The sequence below is a fragment of the Paenibacillus sp. FSL H8-0048 genome, from assembly GCF_038002825.1.
In the GTDB taxonomy this organism is placed as follows: Bacteria; Bacillota; Bacilli; order Paenibacillales; family Paenibacillaceae; genus Paenibacillus_AQ.
The window spans coordinates 6,052,330-6,070,238 of the sequence record NZ_JBBODF010000001.1 but is presented as its reverse complement, the minus strand read 5'-3'; the positions used below and the strand labels follow the sequence as shown (position 1 = coordinate 6,070,238).

Genomic DNA, 17,909 nt, shown 5'->3' with positions numbered 1-17,909 from the left:
ACGAGAGTGGTACCGCGAGCGCACAAGCCTCGTCTCTTAGGAGATGAAGGCTTTTTTTGTCGTTATTTTATTCAGGAGGTTGTTATTGATGCCAATGTTAAGTGAGCTTATTCAAGAAAGCCTGAAGCAGTCTGTTCACACCATCGCGTTAACCCTGGGCGTGCCCGACATCGCTGAAGTCCATATTGCCCTGGAGCAGCCGGCGAGTGCCGACCACGGGGATTATTCCAGCAATATCGCTATGCAGCTCGCCCGCCCCTTGCGCAAAGCTCCACTGGCTATCGCCGGGCTAATCGCCGCTGAGCTCGAAGCTTCGGGCTCTGTGCACGGACTGGTGCTGAGAACCGAGGTAGCCGGTCCGGGGTTCATTAATATGTATCTGGATTGGCAGGCCTGGGCACGGGCGAAGGGGAATTTCACGCTTCCTCAGCATGCTGGGGGGTCGAAGGTGATCGTCGAGCATACGTCCGTTAACCCGAATAAAAGTATGCATATCGGCCATTTAAGAAACTCCTGTATCGGGGATGCGCTGGTGAGAGTACTGCGGGCGACCGGCCATTCTGTTGAGGTACACAACTATGTGGATGATCTCGGCAATCAGCTGGCAGATACCGTTGCCGGTCTGCTGAATGTTCCGCTGGCGGGAGAGCATGTAAGATTCGGAGACTACTGCTGGGACATCTATGCCGAGATTAACAAAACGTACGCACAGCAGCCGGAGATGGTGCAGAAACGGACCGGGATTCTTCATGCGCTGGAGGAAGGCCATGGTAATACTGCCTGGATTGGCAACCTCGTCGCCGGGCAGATTGTGAAAGAGCATGTGGAGGAGATGCGGGGGTTCGGCATTGACTACGATCTGCTGGTGTGGGAGAGCAGCATTCTGAAGGAGGGCTTTTGGGCCTCCGCGTTCGAGCTGCTGTCGCAGACGAAGATCTTCGTGCAGGAGACCGAAGGCAAGCTGGCAGGCTGCTGGATTCTGAAGCAACCCGCTGAAGACGCTGCACCGGACATGCAGGAGGAGCATCAGAAGGATAAGGTGCTGGTGCGCTCGAACGGAATTCTGACCTATACCGCCAAGGACATCGCCTATCATCTGTGGAAGTTCGGACTGCTGGAGAAGGATTTCAGCTACAGCGAATTTCAGAGCGGGCTGTGGACGACCGGCTTGAGCGGACAGGCTCTGCCTTTTGGACGGGCGGACCAGGTCGTGAACGTCATCGATTACCGGCAGGAATACCCGCAGCTGATGGTCAAGCAGGCGCTCAAGGCACTGGGATTCGGTGCGCAGGCAGACGCGCTGCATCATGTCAGCTATGGGGTGGTCTCGCTGAGTCCCGCTTCTGCAGCCAGTCTGGGCATTGATACCTCCAGCGGCAAAAGCTCCTACGCCATGTCCGGGCGCCAGGGAATCGGCATTAAGGTAACCGAACTGGTCCGGCTCATGGAAGACATGATTGAATCCACCCGTTCGGATAAAAACGGCCTATCCAGCAGGCTCATCGCCACCGCTGCCATCCGTTACTACCTGCTGCGCTTCAATCTGGGCACCGAGATTGTGTTCGACTTCAAACAAGCGATGGAAATCTCCGGCAACACCGGCGTTTACCTGATGTACGCCTACGCCCGGGCGCAGCGCGTACTTAGTAAGGCTGCGACGGGTGGCGTGGGCGAGTCTCGCGCTGGCGGGTCTGGCGCTGGCGGGTCTGGCGCTGGCGGGGCTGGCGCTGGCGGGGCTGGCGCTGGCGGGGCTGGCGTGGGCGGGGCTGGCGCTGGAGAGTCTGGCGCTGGCGGGTCTGGCGCTGGAGAGTCAGGCGTGGGCGGGGCGCCTCTGTTCCCGGCGCAGCTCGAAGCAGCTGAGCTTGCCCTGCTGAGACAGCTCAGCTTGTGGCAGGACACACTCTATACAGCAAGCCGGGAGCTTACGCCGAATACGATTTGTAACTATGCCTATTCCCTGGCCTCGTTGTTCAGTAACTTCTACTCAGCTTGTCCGATTCTCAAAGGCGGGGAAGCCAGCATCACCTTCCGCCTGTGGCTGACCCGCAGCTTCACCGATACGCTGGGCGAAGCATTGGATGTGCTCGGTCTGCCTAAGCCAGAGCGGATGTAGACACACCGATCCTTCATCCTCTTAAGAACCAATCGCTCTAGCGGATGAATGAGCAGCAACCTATGCGGGTCCGTGCAGCTTGCACGGCTCCCCCTTCTCCATCCGCACACTTCTGCGTGCATCCTGTGTAATGAGGTGCACTTCTGCACCTCATACGCTCATTTTGCTCAAATCTGGTGAACTCAGAGGAACTTATACATTACATTCGCTTATTTGGGCTGCATTCAGTAAATTCAGCGACAGGTAGTCCATGCTAAATTGTGCGTACTAAGAACGCTACTTGGGGATGAATGGTTTTTGAGCTTTAATAATGTTATGTATTTCGCATCCTCCAAACAACAAAGCAGCCCTCCCGAAGGAAGGCTGCTGTTATGACGTCCCGGAAGGGATACAGCCCATTTGGGCTGATTGCGAAGTAGTGCTATCGAAGCTGATGCTCCAACGTCCCCTCGCTGACGCGTTGGGTTCTCATCCTCCGGACGCTGAAACAGCCCTCCATATGGAGGGCTGTTTCATATACGTCCCGGAAGGGATTCGAACCCCCGACCGTGCGCTTAGAAGGCGCATGCTCTATCCAACTGAGCTACCGGGACACGTAGAGTAACGTGGGACAACCAAAGCTTTTAAATAGTTATGTATTAATGCAACGTTATTTATTATACCTGATTCGCCAGAATTAGCAAGACCAAACTCTTCCAGTTAAGAAGCTTCCCGTGACGTGATACGGAAAGCCTCCTGCTCTATATTCAAGCCTGGACATGAACTGCGGAAGATGCGGACTCAGGGAACCTGCCGGAAATGCTCGCCCAGCTGCCGCTTCAGATCGCCGAAGATCAGCAGCTCGCGCTGGAACTTGGAGCGTTCATCCTCCGGGGTCATCACGGTGCTGCCGGTGAAGCCGCTGACCGTAACGTCCTGGAAGGCATCATGCAGATTATTGTCGAACCAGTCGGTGGCCGTATCCGCATCATTCGTCAGAATCCGGACAATTTCATAGCCCTCCTCGCGCTGATCCTCAACAATATACACCAGCAGCGCGGAATCGCCCACAGCTCCAGGCAATACGCCAACCTCTGCGCAAGGCGCACCGTCGTAATCAGTCATTCTGCGGATTTTGGCGTCTTTAATGTAATACACTTGTCATCATCCCTCCTGGCAAATTTCCCTCTCCCCTAGTGTTCGGATAAGGACATACATTTTATCCCTTCAATCGGCATATATCTGTATTACTTGGCAAAAAAGAAAGGACAGACAACAATCGCACAAAAGAGAGGATGAATCAGACATGTGCGGAATAACCGGATTTGTCCAGTGGCGCGGTGATCTTACAGGGCACTCGCAACTGCTCGTCAGAATGACCGAAACGTTAGCCAACCGCGGACCGGATGCAGCCGGAACCTGGATTTCAGGACCTATTGCCTTCGGTCACCGCCGACTCAGCGTCATCGATCCTGAGAATGGTGCACAACCGATGATTGCCCGCCATGAAGATAAGCTGTACGCAATAGTATATAACGGCGAGCTATATAATGCCCCTGAGCTGAAAAAAGAGCTGAAGCAGCGCGGGCATCATTTTCTCACGGAATGCGATACCGAGGTTCTGCTGCATGCCTACATCGAATGGGGGCCGGATTGCACGGAGAAGCTCAATGGCATCTTCGCCTTTGCCGTCTGGGACAGCCTACGCGATCAGGTATTCCTGGCTCGTGACCGCCTGGGCGTGAAGCCGCTGTTCTACAGCCAAGTCGATGACGTTTTCGTCTTCGGGTCGGAGCCCAAGGCGCTGCTGCAGCATCCCCTCGTCCAGCCGAAGGTCGGACCGGAGGGTCTGGCCGAGATTTTCATAATCGGTCCGGCACGGACTCCGGGACAAGGGGTATACAAAGATATATTCGAGCTTCGCCCGGGTCATGCCATGATTTACAGCCGCAGCGGAATCCGCAGCTATGCCTACTGGAAGCTGGAGAGTGTCCGGCATACCGATAACGTGGATGAGACGGCAGCACGGGTGCGCGAATTGCTTCAGGATACGCTGGAGCGCCAGCTGGTCTCTGATGTCCCTGTCTGCTCACTGCTCTCCGGCGGACTGGACTCCAGCGCCCTGACCGCGCTTGCCGTAGATTATTACAAGCGGACCGGCCAGGGCCGGGTCGATACCTTCTCAGTCGATTATGTAGACAACGACAAGCATTTCAAAAGCCATACCTTCCAGCCCGGAGCCGACGGTCCCTGGATTCAGCGGATGGTCGACGAGCTGGACACGAACCATCACTATATCGCTTTTGACACACCGGAGCTGGCAGCCGCACTCGATAATGCCCTGTACTCCCGCGATTTGCCGGGGATGACCGACGTGGATTCCTCACTCTATTTGTTCTGCCAGGAGATCAAAAAGAAAGCCACCGTAGCCATCTCAGGCGAAGCAGCAGACGAAATCTTCGGCGGCTATCCCTGGTTCCACCGTGAGGAGATGTTATCCTCCGGTACCTTCCCCTGGTCAGTGGCACCCAACATGCGTGCCGGATTATTATCGCCGGAAATCCGGGAGTGGATACGTCCGCTGGAATATTTAGGAGACCGGTACAGCGACGCGGTGGCCGAGGTACCGAAGCTTGACGGTGAGACCGGCAAACAGGCACAGATGCGTGTGATGTCCTATCTCAACATTACCCGCTTCATGCCGACCCTGCTGGACCGCAAGGACCGGATGAGCATGGGCGTGGGACTGGAGGTACGCGTTCCGTATTGTGACCACCGGCTGGTGCAATATGTTTTTAACATTCCATGGGAAATTAAGATGACAGGCAACCGGGAGAAAGGCATTCTGCGCAAGGCGCTGGAGGGCGTACTGCCGGACGATGTGCTCTACCGCAAAAAAAGCCCGTACCCCAAAACGCATAACCCTGCCTATCTGAACAAGGTGCGCTCACAGGTGCTGAGCATTCTGGACGATCCCTCCTCCCCTATCCTCCCGCTCATTGATCCGGCCAAAATCCGGGAAATCGCCGCGTCACCAGAGTCTTCGACCAATCTGCCATGGTTCGGCCAGCTGATGTCCGGCCCGCAATTATTCGCTTATCTGGCCCAGGTCAACCTGTGGCTGAAGACTTACAATGTGTCGATCGGCTGATTACAGGCGGGATCTGTGATCTTTGCCGCAGACTCCCCGGAGGCTACCCTCTACAACAATAAATGAAGCACATCCGGTGATTTAGGGGTCTGATCCAATGCAGTCTATCGTCAAATCGGATTCTCCGTCCAAAAGCAGGCTGACCCTCTTCATGCTGGTCACCTTCGGGTTCACCTAGCTCTGCTGGCTGCCGCTGCTGCTTAACAAACAGTTCGCAGCTGGCCTGCCGGTCTTGCCCAGCCAGTTCTATCTCGGCTCCTTCGGCCCGCTGCTCGGCACATTAATCAGCCTGAAGCGGTCTGGAGAGGAAGGCATTCTGGTGTGGTGCAGAACTGCATTTTCTCTGTCTTTTTCTCTAAAATGGCCCCTGATCGCAGCCGGTCTTCCGCTCGCTTATGGAGCAGCTGCGGTGCTGGCCCACACCTTAATTACCGGCAGCTTACCAGATATGCAGCAGTTCGGTCTAACCTCCGATCTTCCTCCCCGGTTCGGCATCGGGATGACTTCCCTGGTGTGGATGCTGACCTTCGGCATCGGGGAAGAGAGCGGCTGGCGCGGTTACCTGCTGCCGAAGCTGCACCGGCACTATTCACTGTTCACTTCGGCCCTGCTCGTAGCCCTGATCTGGATGGCCTGGCATCTGCCGGCGTTCTGGTTCAACGAGAACTATCTCGGAATGGGCTTTGGGGTGCTGGGCTGGGCAATCAGCCTGGTCTACGGCTCAGTTGTGTTGGCCTGGATCTGCGCCGGAAGCCGCTGGAGCATTATTCCAGTCATTGTATGGCACGGGATCTTCGATCTGCTGACTGCCAGTGATCAGGCGGCCGATGTTATGGCGATGGTCTGCAGTATGCTGGTCATCCTCCACGGCATCCTGCTGATGAGGATTCTCCGCCGGAGAGGCCGTTAATGCACAAGAGCAGACCGCCCGGGGCGGTCTGCTCTTGCTTTTGCTCCAAATTCTCATTCTATAATCAGAAATTGAAATTATCCGGGTCCGGGCCGAAGCGGTGGTTCTGATTCAGCTCCTCGATGGCCTTAACATCCTCATCGCTAAGTGTGAAGTCAAAGAAGCCGGCGTTCTCAATGATCCGCTCCGGATGGACCGACTTCGGAATGGTGATGACGCCCTGCTGCAGATCCCAGCGCAGAACAATCTGCGCTACCGTCTTGCCGTACCGCTCCGCCAGTTCCTTCAGCAGCGGCAGATCCAGATTCCCCTGCATAAGCGGACTCCAGGCCTCCAGCTGGATATCATGCTCCCGCGCATATTTCAGCAATTCACGCTGGGTCAGCAGCGGATGGAACTCCACCTGGTCTACCACTGGCACCACGCCGCTGTCGTCGATGATATCCTCCAGATGATGCGTCTGGAAATTGCTCACCCCGATGGATTTGACCAGCCCTTCCTTTTGCAGATGGATCAGCGCTTTCCAGGTCTCTTTATATTTGCCGGCCACCGGCCAGTGAATCAAGTATAAATCTACCTGCTCCAGACCCAGCTTCTTGCGGCTGACTTCAAAAGCCTTCAGGGTCGATTCATACCCCTGATCCGGGTTGCGGACCTTGGTGGTAATGAACAGCTCTTCCCGGGGAACGCCGCATTCACGGATCGCCTGCCCCACACCCTCTTCATTGTTATAGCCGGCCGCTGTATCAATACTGCGATACCCCGTCTCCACCGCAGACTTCACGGCGCGGATAACCTCTTCGCCATCCTTAGTCTGCCATACACCGAGGCCCAGCCACGGCATCGTTACTCCATCGTTCAAGGTAGGCCCGCCTGTAAATGGTGCGTTCTTTTCAGTCATATCGATACCCTCCAAGCCTAATTTGAATTCATCAAGCTTCCTTAACCGTATTACCGCTCTCATAATCATCCAATTGTGAAATCCGTTCACCGTTATAGCGAATAGGTTGCCAAATTGTGAAGATTGTATGCCCGCTTGTACAAAAATGAAAATGGAGCACAGCCCCTTCCCGGCCGCACTCCATTACAAAACAGCTTATTTCTTGTCAATCAGCTTGAAATCGTCAAAATGGAACTCCGGCGATACGATGCAAGAGACCAGTGCCGGCTCTTCGCCGAGCGGACGCGCGGCCTGCCATACACCGGGAGGAATCACTACCTGCGGCTGCTGGCCCGCGGCGATATCCAGACCCAGGATAACCTCTGTTACGTTCTCCGGCTCTGCGCCGTTGCCTCCCAGACTAAGCACGATCGGGCTGCCGGAATGATACAGCCAGATTTCGGAGGACAGCACCGTATGCCAGTCCGAAGTCTCGTCAGCATGAAGCAGGAAATAGATCGATGAAGCTGAAGCGCGCGGGCCCGAGTATGCCTCTCCCAGCGTGTCCTTGGGAATCTCAAATGGTGAATTCCACAGTCTCTTGTACCATCCGCCTTCCACGTGGGGCTGCAGCCCCAAGGTTTCTACGAGCGGGGAAATCTCTTTTTGCGTCATGGGTTCTTCTCCTTCAAGTCTTGCACAGCGGCAAAACAGTCTTCATAAGCAAAGGCTTAAGAGGTACAAGCGTACCTGCTAAGCCTCGGCCTGATTGTGCTATTAACTGTAACGGATACTGCAGCAATTGTAAATTGTCTTAAGCTTATTTGCCTTCTTTGCCCGCCTTGAATACTTCGGCAATGGCTCCCAGGCTGCCCAGCGTTTCCACTGCACTGGTTGGCAGGAATATTTTGTTCGCTGGTCCCTTAGACATATCAGTCAAGGCTTCAAAGGACTGATAAGCCAGCACTCTTTCATCCAGCCCTGCGCTGGCAATCATGGCAATCCGTGCCTTCTCGGCCATCGCCACTGCTTCGATTGCCTTGGCCTGGCCGAGGGCTTCCAGCTCCTGCGCCTGACCGAGACCTTCCGCCTGACGGATGCGGGCTTCCTTATCCCCTTCCGCCTTCAGGATCTTACTCTGCTTATCCCCTTCGGCACGAAGGATCATATCCTGCTTGGCGGCTTCCGCCTCCAGGACAATCGCACGCTTGCTGCGTTCTGCCTTCATCTGTTTGTCCATGGCTTCCTGAATATCAAGCGGCGGCTTGATGTCGATCACTTCGACACGCTCAATGCGCACGCCCCACTTCTCTGTCGCTTCATCCAGCGCGAGACGGATATCGGAGGAGATTTTTTCACGGCCGGACAAGGTTTCATCCAGCTCCAGCTTACCGATAATCTGACGCATGGTGGCTGTGGAGATATTCCGTACCCCATACACATAATCGGAGATTCCGTATGTTGCTTCTTCCGGACCCACTACCTGATAGAAGATAATCGTATCGATCTGCACCTGTACGTTATCCTTCGTGATTACCGTCTGCGGCGGTACATTCGCCTGTTGAATCCGCAGGTCATGATAGACCCGCACCTGGTCAATGACCGGAATCAGAATGTTCAGACCCGGTGTGAGCAGCCGGTGGAATTTACCCAGACGCTCTACAACTCCAACTCTTTGCTGCGGGACAATCTTGATCGTCATTGCGATAAATACTACGACTACAACAAGAATAATTCCGATAATCACCAATTCCATTAGTACATATCCCCCCATCGTTCTACTTCAATAATGGTCGTGCTTCTTCTTACTACAATTACCTGCTGACCCTTGCCCAGTGCGACTGTAGAGGTTGCACTCCATGTATCGCCGCCAATCTTGACCTGCCCGTAACGCCCAGGCTCAATCGGTTCAACGACCAGACCTTGCCTGCCGATAATCTCGGTACCCGTATCCTTGAAGCCCCGCGCATTGCGCAGCCGCTCAGACAATGGCTTGGTGAAGAACGTCAGGACCAGGGCTAACAACGAACCCGCTACAACCTGCAGCAGCCATGCATCCGGCAGCACAAGCGCAACCAGTCCGGCAGCCAAGGCTCCCAGGCTAAGCCATAACAAATAGAATGTAAACGTAAACATCTCTACAACAAACAAGACGCCAGCGGCAATCAACCACAATACCCACATACTCATTGGTGAACCCACCACCTTCCGCTATATACTACTATAACGAAATAATCGGCATCACGTTTCACAAAATTTTTGGAGGCCGGGACAGCCGCCTGTCTGTTTATTATACTTCACCCTATGGAAGCTTATGAACAGCAAAGGTAAATACAGTACGGCTAAGATGTATTTAAACATAAATATATCCAATCGAAGCAAGTGGATATTGTACGTCTAATTCGGAGTAATTGTGGCACATTTAGAAATTAGTTGGAAAAACAACACTTAATCGGTCCGTTCTTTCGTGAATCGAGAAAGTCCGGCGGATTAACTGTACTTTTTCCAACTCTTCCCTTTGCGTAATTCATTTCGGAGAAATTAAGTGCCTTTTTTCCAGTTATCTCCACTCACTCCTCCTAATTAACAAGCAGAATCATGCTCTGTAACGCATTCTATTCGAAAGAGCACTTAAAAACGGTGCCAGCTTAAAGCCGGCACCGCTCCTTCTTTTATACTTAGGCATACTTATGCCCTATGGCTGGATTCCTATGGATGAACGTTAACGCTGTATCACCCTATAGTCAGCTTCTTCCTATCCTCCTCCTGAAGAGCGCTGTCCGCTCCGCCATTAGTTCAGCTTCCAGAGCGCAGGCGCGACATTCGGCTCCCAGCCGGCAAGGGCGGTATGCGCCTGCAGGCAGGTGTAGGATTGCCCGCTGAAGGTTACGATACTGCCGACACTATAAGCGGTGCCTGCTTTCCAGGCAGCAACGCCTGGCGTAGCCGAAGGGACTGGCGTCACTACAGGAGTTGAAGTTGGCGCTATCGTCGGCGTAGCCGAAGGACTTACTGTCGGGAGTGGCGTAGCTGTCGGCTGTGGGGTAGCGTTACCGCAGGTACCGGTCACCCGCCACACTCCGAAGGCACCGCTGAGATCCGGCCGGTCTCCCTGCGTCCACCACTGGGCCTGATAGATCAGCCCGCCATAGGAGACTTGCTGGCCCTGTGTGTAGACAGCGGTGGAACTCCAGGCTGCCGTAGAGCATTGCCCCGGCGTTGCCGTCGGTGCCACTGTCGCGGTCGGCGTAGCCGATGGCTTCACCGTAGCCGTCGGTGCCACTGTCGCGATCGGCGTAGCCGATGGCTTCACCGTAGCCGTCGGCGCTACCGTCGCCGTCGGCACCGGCGTAGCTGTTGGAGTTACCACTCCGCCGCCCAGCTCAGCACTGAGCTTAGTCTGCAGCGTCTTGTTGCGGTCTCCGCTGGTCTCCCAGAACATTGCCCCGGCGAGGCCTTTGCTCTTGAGATAACTGGCTTTGTAGCCGATGGATTCGGCATCATCATAGCTGATGAAGGTCTGGTTGGTCGGGTTATAGAGATAAGGGACCTTGGAGGTGTTGTTCCAGTAACGGGTGTAGCCGTTCTTATTGATATAATTGGCTTCCAGATCACTGAAATCGTAGTTGCCCTTCTCCCAGGTTCCGGTCTGGGAGATCCCGGCAGATACCTGATACTGACCGTTGCCCGCAGCAGGAGCCCCGCCCCAGCCCCGGCCGTAGAACGGCATGCCGAGCACCAGCTTATTAGCCGGTACGCCTGCACTCAGATAGCTGGTCACCGCCTTGTCGATGTTATAATTCGCCGGTTCGGTCAATCCGGATGAAGCGGCAGCCGGATCATAATACAGCGGTGCATTGTGGCCGGTAGTAGGGTTCCAGCTGCCGTTGAAGTCATAGGTCATAATGTTGATCCAGTCCACCACAGAGGCGATTCCGCTGAGATTGTTATTCTGGATGTAGGTCGGACCTGCACCCGAGGCAATGGTCAGGAGATAGGTTTTGCCGTCGGCAGCTCCGGCGGCATTCAGCTTTTCCCGGATCTTTTGGAGCAACAGGATGTAGTTCTGTTTATCCTCAGGACGGTAGCTGTTGCCCGCAAGCCCGCCACTGACCGGGTATTCCCAGTCCAGATCGACGCCGTCCATCTTGTATTTGCGGATGAAATCCACGGAGGAGCTCGCGAATACCTCACGGGTTGCCGCTGTGGCAGCAACATCCGAGAAGCGGTTGGACCAGGTCCAGCCCCCGACGGAGATCATGGTCTTCAGATTCGCATTCTTCTCCTTCAGCTTCCAGAGCTGCTTCAGATTCCCCTTGATCGGGTCATCCCATTTATCATCACCGAAGCTTTTCTGGGCATCGATCCAGGGATCGCCCAGCACTACGGTGCCATTGGGAACGCTGATCGCCTGCCCCTGCTCGTTCTGGCAGGACCAGGTAACCGGATTCGGTCCGGTCGGGTCGGGATTGCCGTGTATTCCATTCCAGCAGATGTCGGCAAAGGCATAGTTGATGACATTCATTTTGCCAGGGTCGATATCCGTTACATTATAAGCCCGCCCATAGGCGGCCCAGGAAGCATAATAGCCGACAATCTTGTAGTCACCGGCTGCCTGAACAGTTCTGCTATTTGCACCAAAAGCCGAAAAAAGAGTAAGGAAAAGGACTGCCGCCAAGCCAAGCACAAAGGATTTTCTTTTGATAAAGGCCATTTCGTGATTACCTCCCCGGTTCAATGCGTAACCTGTAAGCCTGCTTCATGGACATCCATGCGCCTCTGCCATTAAGGATATTAAGTGACCGTTCTTCCCTTGCCGCGAATGAGAAAGCTCAGCGTTCACCTCCCGGACCCGATTGGCCTTGACCTTCACCCTGTGAAACTATTAAATTCCTGGCAGTTGTAACTGGTAGACTAGGGAAACACAGCCAAGTGGAAACGGCTTCGCCGTCCTTTTAAAGAACGGTACCGTTTCTGCGAGAAACTTATATTTTCAGAAAAAGCGCAGTTCAGCGGCATACGGATCACTCGCACCGCTGCGGGTGGGTTGTTGTTTGGTACTGGTCAGGATGGGTAGAATGCGGCGATTTGCGGGAGGATGCAGGATCTGCGAAGGGGTGAAGTCAACTCTTATTCTCATACAAAGCCGGAGGATATGCTAGGGATAAATTTCCATAATCAGGGGGGATTATTATCTAAAAAACAGAAGCAGCCCCAAGCATAATCTGCTTAAGGGCTGCTTCCAGGGTTCCAAATCTTCTATTGACCGCTGCTCTGCGCGGCAGCAAGCTTCTCGGTCAGACGCCGCAGCGCCGTCCCGCGGTGGCTGATCGACTGCTTCTCCGCAAGCGTCAGCTCAGCCATCGTCTTCTCGTATTCCGGGAGATAGAACAGCGGGTCATAACCGAAACCGCCGGCGCCCGCCGGCTCGGAGGTAATCCAGCCTTCGACCGTCCCCTCAGCCGTCCATTCCCGGCCGTCCGCCGGATCATAGAGCGACAGGGCACAGACGAACCGGGCGGGACTCAGCAGCGGCTGTCCGGTATCCTCGCCCTGCTTCAGCCGTTCCAGCTCGCTCATCAGCTTCAGATTATTCGCCTCATCATCCGCCGCCTCACCGGCATAGCGGGCCGAGTACACGCCGGGACTTCCGTCCAGCGCCTCTACGCAGAGACCGGAATCGTCTGCCAGCACCGGCAGTCCAAGAGCGTCCCCTACAGCGCGGGATTTCTTGAAGGCATTCTCGGCAAAAGTGGCCCCGTCCTCGACCACATCCGGCAGGTCCGGGTAGTCATACATGCTTTTGACCGTAAGTCCCAGGGGAGTAAAGGCATGCTGGAACTCCCGCACCTTACCTTTGTTCTTCGTCGCGACAATCAGAACTCCGCTGCCGGACTTCATCCTACACCTCTTGGCCGGTCTGGCCGGCAGGGATTTTGAGCGCGATGGCGCCAAGGACTTCTTTTTGCACAGCGATCAGCTCGTAGATTCCCTTCTCTCCGAGACCGAGCAGCTGATCCAGCTCCTGGCGGGTGAACGGCCGCTCTTCGCCCGTGCCCTGAACCTCAACGAAAGCGCCGCTGCCCGTCATGACCACGTTCATATCCACCTTCGCCTTGGAATCCTCTTCATAATTCAGGTCGAGCAGCGTCTTGTCGCCGACGACCCCCACACTGATAGCCGCCAGGTAGTCCGTAATCGGGAAGACCGTCAGCTTATTCTGAAGGGCAAGCTTATTCATAGCGAAGGCCATCGCTACAAAAGCGCCCGTAATCGAAGCCGTCCGCGTTCCCCCGTCCGCCTGAATCACATCACAGTCCAGCGTAATGCTGCGTTCGCCAAGCGCCTGCAGGTTCACCACCGAACGCAAGGCCCGTCCGATCAGACGCTGGATTTCCATGGTCCGCCCGGTCAGCTTGCCGCGCGCGGCTTCACGCTGGTTGCGGGTCTGGGTCGCGCGGGGAAGCATCGAATATTCGGCGGTTACCCAGCCCTTGCCTTGTCCTTTCAGAAACGGCGGGACCTTCTCGTCCACGGTTGCCGTACAAATGACCTTGGTATCTCCCATCTCAATGATGACGGAGCCTTCTGCATATTTGTTGGTCTGGGTCGTTATTGTTATTGGCCGGAGCTGATCTTCGTTGCGTCCGTTTGATCTCATCTTTTCTGCCTCCTACATCGTATAGCGCGAAGTTTGTATATACATTCATCCGTATCTTATACGCAGAAACGGGTGCCGCCCCCTGTGGAAGAGAACGGCACCGCTGCTCCTGACCCGTTATTCGGATGAACAATACTTTATTCTATCAAAGAGTAGGCACAAAAGCATCTTTTTAAGCCGGGGGGATTCGCTCTAAAGCGGCAGCTCATTCACATATTCCGGCGCGGAGACCGGCTGTCCGTAATCGACATTATTGGTGCCCGTAACGGTATCCTTGCCGTTCAGGCGGATCTGCACCAGCGAATCATCTGTATTCTGGGCCACCGTCAGCACGACCGACTCCAGCATCTCCTCAGGAATGCTTGTGCTGCCATCGAACATATCATCGGTCAGCGATACGGTGACTACCCCGTTCTGCCCTGCTTTTACAGAATCAACTATCGTCCCCTGCGTCATGACCATCTCCAGACCGTTCTCGGACTGCGGTCCGGCAATCAGCTCGCTCAGCGCCGCCTTCACCGTATCCCCGCCAGCGGGTACAAAGCGGGTAACCGGAACATAATACTGGTGGCCGCTATCCGGTGAAGCTGCTGCGAAATAGACCGTGACTGCGCTGGAATTCATCATCAGTGAGTTATTCTTCGGCAGGTTAATGCCCATCGTACGGGACAGCGGACGATCCAGCGGTGTGCCTTGCAGCGGCATTTCGTTCAGCTTTTTGCCATCAACCCAGAGCTGCACTCCCTTGATGTCATCCTGACCGGTCAGTGTCCAGGTCAGCGCTTCTAGGATTTTGCGTTCATCTGCAGGATCGTAGTCGTTAAACGCCGAGTTGAATTCAACAATGGCGACATGGTCCTGGCCGACAGATACACTATTCACTTTCGTCCCTGCGGGCAGTACGCCCTGGAAACCCTTAGGCAGTGCAGAGGCATAATCCCCCTTGCTGACCAGTGCCGTGAGGGAATTCTTCAGCATGGCTGTGTCCTCGCTTTTCGGAAAAGACAGAGCCACCGGAGCCAGCAGACCATTCTGATCCTCCAGATACACAGTGGTCCGCTCCCCGGCTACAGCAGGCGCACCGGTATCCTTCACCCCGGCGGACAGATCCGTCTCATCCAGAGAGGCCGGCCCGAATACACCAGTATCCAGCGTATCTTCCCCGCTCACTTGCAGCATTTGAGCTTCTACGGCGGCGGGCGGCGGGTCCACAGCGGCGGATTCTGAACCGAACAGACTGCAGCCGGAGAGCACAAGCGGAACGGCCAGCAGGCAAGCCGCTGACGCCCCGCGGAGGTGTTTCACAGGTTTCATCAATCTTCATTACCCCTTTCTAGCGTTAAGATCAGTTTGTACTGCTATGTATACGAGCCCTGTGTCCAAAAAATAACAACAGCTTATCCTAAATTACAGAAGATCTGCCGGAACCCCTGAGTGGGGGCAGAGCCTGCTTGCGAGATACAAATCCGGACGTTTCTGGACATCGGTCTTGCGCTTGCGTACAATTTAGTACATACCCAAATCACACCCGACTCACGAATGGAGGACTTCCTATGACTGATGCCAAAATTCCTTACAGCCTCAACAGCAAAGCCGTTGCCGAAGCGACCCGGTACTGGCTGCACAAGCGCGGAGTCACCCTGGAGGAGATCGCCGAGCTTGTCATGCTGCTGCAGAAGAAATACTATCCGGGCCTGACTATGGAGGAATGTATTCATAACGTTGAGATGGTACTCAGCAAGCGTGAGGTGCAAAATGCGGTGCTGACCGGCATCCAGCTCGATGTACTGGCGGAGGAGGGCAAGCTGTTCTCGCCGCTCCAGGATATGATTGAGAACGATGAAGGCTTGTACGGGGTAGACGAGATTCTCGCCTTCTCGATCGTTAATGTATATGGCAGTATCGGGTTCACCAACTATGGTTACGTGGACAAACTCAAGCCCGGCGTACTGGAGAGGCTGAATGACAAAACCACCGGCCAGATCCATACCTATCTGGATGATATCGTAGGGGCTGTAGCCGCAGCGGCCAGCAGCCGTATTGCCCACCGCAAACAGGCGGAACGTGAGCAGGAGCTGGGTCTGCCCCATGCCCCGGAGGACGCGGAAGAGGCAGCGCGGCGCAGCCGGTTGGAGGAGACGTTGCCAGAATAAGACGAGAGCAATTATTTATAAAAGGAAAGGTGCGAAGTGTGCATGACCTATTCGTTCGTAGTGGAGCCGCTGGCTGTCCAGGAGTTCGAGAGTGAGGATGAGCGGATTGAGCGGTGCAAGGAATGGAATCTTCTGCCCGGTTCAGCCACCCGCGTCAAGACTTATCTGTACAAGCGTCAGGGCGTGACCCTGCCTTGTGAAATTGTCGGGTTTGTGGATAATCAGACGGTCGTGGTCGAGTTCGAGAATAAGCAGCAGCACTGCATCCACCCGGCTTACCTCAAAGAAATGCAGACCGCAAGCTTCGGCCAGCGCGCGCAAGCGGCGGCGGATGCACGGTCCGAGGACCCGGCAGACGCTGCCGGAGAAGCCGGGGTGCTGGAGAACCAGCCGGTTGAGAATGATGCGGAGGTTCGCGGTGAGGCTGATGTGGAGGGCGCGGGAAGTGCTGGTGCTGTGGAGGGCGCTACTGCGGAGCGTTCAGAGAGTGGGAGTGCTGCGGGGACAGCTGCTCCTGCAGAGAAGCCGCGCAAGCCAGCCGCCTCCAAAAAGAAGCCTGCCCTCCAGCTGCCGGAAGACAAGCTCAAGGTTACAGCGGTTGTCAAAGAGTTCACGACTGTTCCCAACCACTTTTCGGATAACGATGATGAAGTAATTATTTATGACAATGTAGCGATAGAAGGACATGAGCTGGCCATTGACGAAGTCTGGTCAAGCCACAGTGCCACGCTGAAGAAGCTGGAGCTTAAGGAGGGCGATCCCGTTTCTTTTGAAGCGAAGATTGTAGCTAAGAAGCTCTCCCAGCATCCGGTCAAATACAAAATCAACAACCCGTCCAAGATGAAGGTGATCCAGCCGGATTCTTAAGATTGGGAATAACCGCAGGCCGCAGGCCACTGAACGACACCGTCAGATTATTGTCTGGACAGAGCGTCCAGCGGCTGCGGTCCCATTTGGTTGCGTTCGAGGAGGATACTGATATCCTCCATCAGTTTTTTGGCCGAAATCGGCAGCGAGTGTGTAATCCACCATTCCATGACGCCCACAGCAGCCGAAGCCATAAAATGCAGCAGCATCTCCTTATTCATCCCCCGGTTCACACCATCCATATCGATCTGCTCCGCCAGTCCTTCCATCAGCATGGCATGCAGACGGCTTCTGAAGGCAGGAATGCCGCTGTTATTAATTAATGTAATGAAGACGGTGGCATGCTGCTCCACATATTCAGCAGTACGCAGCAGAGGACCCGAAGAGGTGAAATCCAGATTCTCCTGGACGCCCATACAGCGGTCACGCAGCTCCGTCATTTCCTTCTCCACACACTGATCCAGCAGATCATACTTATCCACAAAATGCAGATAGATAGTCCCTCTGCTGACATTGGCCCGCTCCGCAATCTCTTGAACCGTAAGCTGCTCAAAGCTCTTCTCTTCCATCAGACTAATAAACGCCTTAAAAATAGCCTCCCGCGTCTTCCCGATCCGCCTGTCCACCGCCATCCCTCTTACCTCTCCTTCGCCTGAGCACTAATGTTGCATTTATTATATTTAACAGTTGTTCAAAAAACAACAGGCGTGTAGAATTCAGGTGTATTTGTGCTCTTCATTTTCGCTTCCCGCCCACTTTTGGCTAATTCAGGTGTATTTGTGCTCTTCATTTTCGCTTCCCGCCCGCTTTTGGCTAATTCAGGTGCACTTGTGCTCTTCATTTAGATTGCTCAAAGGGATTTATCCCTTTCATTTCGAACCATCTGCCACTTTCAGCTAGATCAAAGGGATTTATCCCCTTCATTTTGGACTATCCGCCACTTTCAGCTGAATCAAAGGGATTTATCCCTTTCATTTCCACCAATCCGCCACTTTCAGCCAAATTAGTGGGATTTATCCCTTTGGATATCACACGCCATCACACGCCACCTGCTTGCAGCCAACTTTGGAGGAAGGATGAGTAGTATTGTTTACAAGCTGCAAGCCTCGCCTACAAATCAACCATTTTTTTCAAGTATTCCAGTAGTTGAAGTTTCCAGAATAGTGTGAGGGCAACAATAGGCAAATGAGCCGTT

Annotated in this window: 17 protein-coding genes, 1 tRNA gene and 1 other annotated feature (1 of these 19 running past the window's edge); of the genes, 5 read left to right on the top strand and 13 right to left on the bottom strand. The window is 54.5% G+C overall.

Going from position 1 to position 17,909, the window contains the following annotated elements; all coding sequences use genetic code 11:
• Positions 1–40, top strand: a binding site (T-box leader); it begins 183 nt to the left of the window's first position.
• A gap of 54 nt (positions 41–94) precedes the next feature.
• Positions 95–2,113 (top strand): arginine--tRNA ligase, encoded by a 2,019-nt coding sequence (locus NSU18_RS26350; protein ID WP_341151104.1) that lies wholly within the window; start codon positions 95–97, stop codon positions 2,111–2,113.
• Between the two features lie 519 nt (positions 2,114–2,632).
• Here the strand turns inward: NSU18_RS26350 and NSU18_RS26345 are convergent.
• Positions 2,633–2,706: transfer RNA gene (locus NSU18_RS26345), tRNA-Arg, on the bottom strand.
• A 187-nt stretch (positions 2,707–2,893) separates the two neighbouring features.
• Complete coding sequence (locus NSU18_RS26340) at positions 2,894–3,250, bottom strand: hypothetical protein (protein WP_076083164.1); 357 nt, start codon at positions 3,248–3,250, stop codon at positions 2,894–2,896.
• 148 nt (positions 3,251–3,398) lie between these two features.
• Here NSU18_RS26340 and asnB point away from each other — a divergent pair, with 148 nt between their 5' ends.
• Both asnB and NSU18_RS26330 read left to right on the top strand, forming a co-directional pair.
• A complete protein-coding gene (gene asnB, locus NSU18_RS26335) occupies positions 3,399–5,243 on the top strand; it encodes an asparagine synthase (glutamine-hydrolyzing) (protein ID WP_341150434.1) in 1,845 nt (614 codons plus the stop codon).
• A 232-nt stretch (positions 5,244–5,475) separates the two neighbouring features.
• Positions 5,476–6,153 (top strand): CPBP family intramembrane glutamic endopeptidase, encoded by a 678-nt coding sequence (locus tag NSU18_RS26330; RefSeq protein WP_341150433.1) that lies wholly within the window; start codon positions 5,476–5,478, stop codon positions 6,151–6,153.
• A 64-nt stretch (positions 6,154–6,217) separates the two neighbouring features.
• Here NSU18_RS26330 and NSU18_RS26325 read toward each other — a convergent pair whose 3' ends face one another.
• The 9 genes from NSU18_RS26325 to NSU18_RS26285 all read right to left on the bottom strand — a co-directional run bounded on the left by NSU18_RS26325 (position 6,218) and on the right by NSU18_RS26285 (position 15,008).
• Positions 6,218–7,054, bottom strand: a complete 837-nt coding sequence (locus NSU18_RS26325) for an aldo/keto reductase (RefSeq protein ID WP_341017074.1) — start codon at positions 7,052–7,054, stop codon at positions 6,218–6,220.
• A gap of 195 nt (positions 7,055–7,249) precedes the next feature.
• A complete protein-coding gene (locus tag NSU18_RS26320) occupies positions 7,250–7,708 on the bottom strand; it encodes a cupin domain-containing protein (RefSeq protein WP_341017073.1) in 459 nt (152 codons plus the stop codon).
• Positions 7,709–7,853: 145 nt separating this feature from the next.
• Positions 7,854–8,789, bottom strand: coding sequence for an SPFH domain-containing protein (locus NSU18_RS26315; protein WP_341017072.1), 936 nt, complete (start codon positions 8,787–8,789; stop codon positions 7,854–7,856).
• Entirely contained in the window at positions 8,789–9,223 is a 435-nt protein-coding gene (locus NSU18_RS26310) for an NfeD family protein (protein ID WP_341017070.1), read from the bottom strand. The genes NSU18_RS26315 and NSU18_RS26310 overlap by 1 nt, the downstream gene beginning before the upstream one ends.
• Before the next feature lie 601 nt (positions 9,224–9,824).
• On the bottom strand, positions 9,825–11,747 hold the full coding sequence (locus tag NSU18_RS26305; RefSeq protein ID WP_341150432.1) for a glycosyl hydrolase family 18 protein: 1,923 nt from the start codon (positions 11,745–11,747) through the stop codon (positions 9,825–9,827).
• A 279-nt stretch (positions 11,748–12,026) separates the two neighbouring features.
• Positions 12,027–12,173, bottom strand: a complete 147-nt coding sequence (locus NSU18_RS26300; RefSeq protein WP_341150431.1) for a hypothetical protein — start codon at positions 12,171–12,173, stop codon at positions 12,027–12,029.
• Positions 12,174–12,292: 119 nt separating this feature from the next.
• Positions 12,293–12,934 (bottom strand): XTP/dITP diphosphatase, encoded by a 642-nt coding sequence (locus tag NSU18_RS26295; protein WP_341017067.1) that lies wholly within the window; start codon positions 12,932–12,934, stop codon positions 12,293–12,295.
• A gap of 1 nt (position 12,935) precedes the next feature.
• Positions 12,936–13,694 (bottom strand): ribonuclease PH, encoded by a 759-nt coding sequence (rph, locus tag NSU18_RS26290; RefSeq protein ID WP_340938506.1) that lies wholly within the window; start codon positions 13,692–13,694, stop codon positions 12,936–12,938.
• Positions 13,695–13,886: 192 nt separating this feature from the next.
• A complete protein-coding gene (locus NSU18_RS26285; RefSeq protein ID WP_341150430.1) occupies positions 13,887–15,008 on the bottom strand; it encodes a GerMN domain-containing protein in 1,122 nt (373 codons plus the stop codon).
• 239 nt (positions 15,009–15,247) lie between these two features.
• On the opposite strand from NSU18_RS26285, the gene NSU18_RS26280 reads away from it, so the two are divergent.
• Together NSU18_RS26280 and NSU18_RS26275 are read left to right on the top strand one after the other, a co-directional pair.
• Complete coding sequence (locus NSU18_RS26280) at positions 15,248–15,847, top strand: phosphatidylglycerophosphatase A family protein (RefSeq protein WP_341017065.1); 600 nt, start codon at positions 15,248–15,250, stop codon at positions 15,845–15,847.
• 42 nt (positions 15,848–15,889) lie between these two features.
• Complete coding sequence (locus NSU18_RS26275) at positions 15,890–16,714, top strand: hypothetical protein (RefSeq protein WP_341150429.1); 825 nt, start codon at positions 15,890–15,892, stop codon at positions 16,712–16,714.
• Positions 16,715–16,761: 47 nt separating this feature from the next.
• Here the strand turns inward: NSU18_RS26275 and NSU18_RS26270 are convergent, their stop codons facing one another.
• Positions 16,762–17,346, bottom strand: a complete 585-nt coding sequence (locus NSU18_RS26270) for a TetR/AcrR family transcriptional regulator (protein ID WP_341150428.1) — start codon at positions 17,344–17,346, stop codon at positions 16,762–16,764.
• 59 nt (positions 17,347–17,405) lie between these two features.
• On the bottom strand, positions 17,406–17,555 hold the full coding sequence (locus tag NSU18_RS26265) for a hypothetical protein (protein WP_341150427.1): 150 nt from the start codon (positions 17,553–17,555) through the stop codon (positions 17,406–17,408).
• Positions 17,556–17,909: the final 354 nt, after the last annotated feature.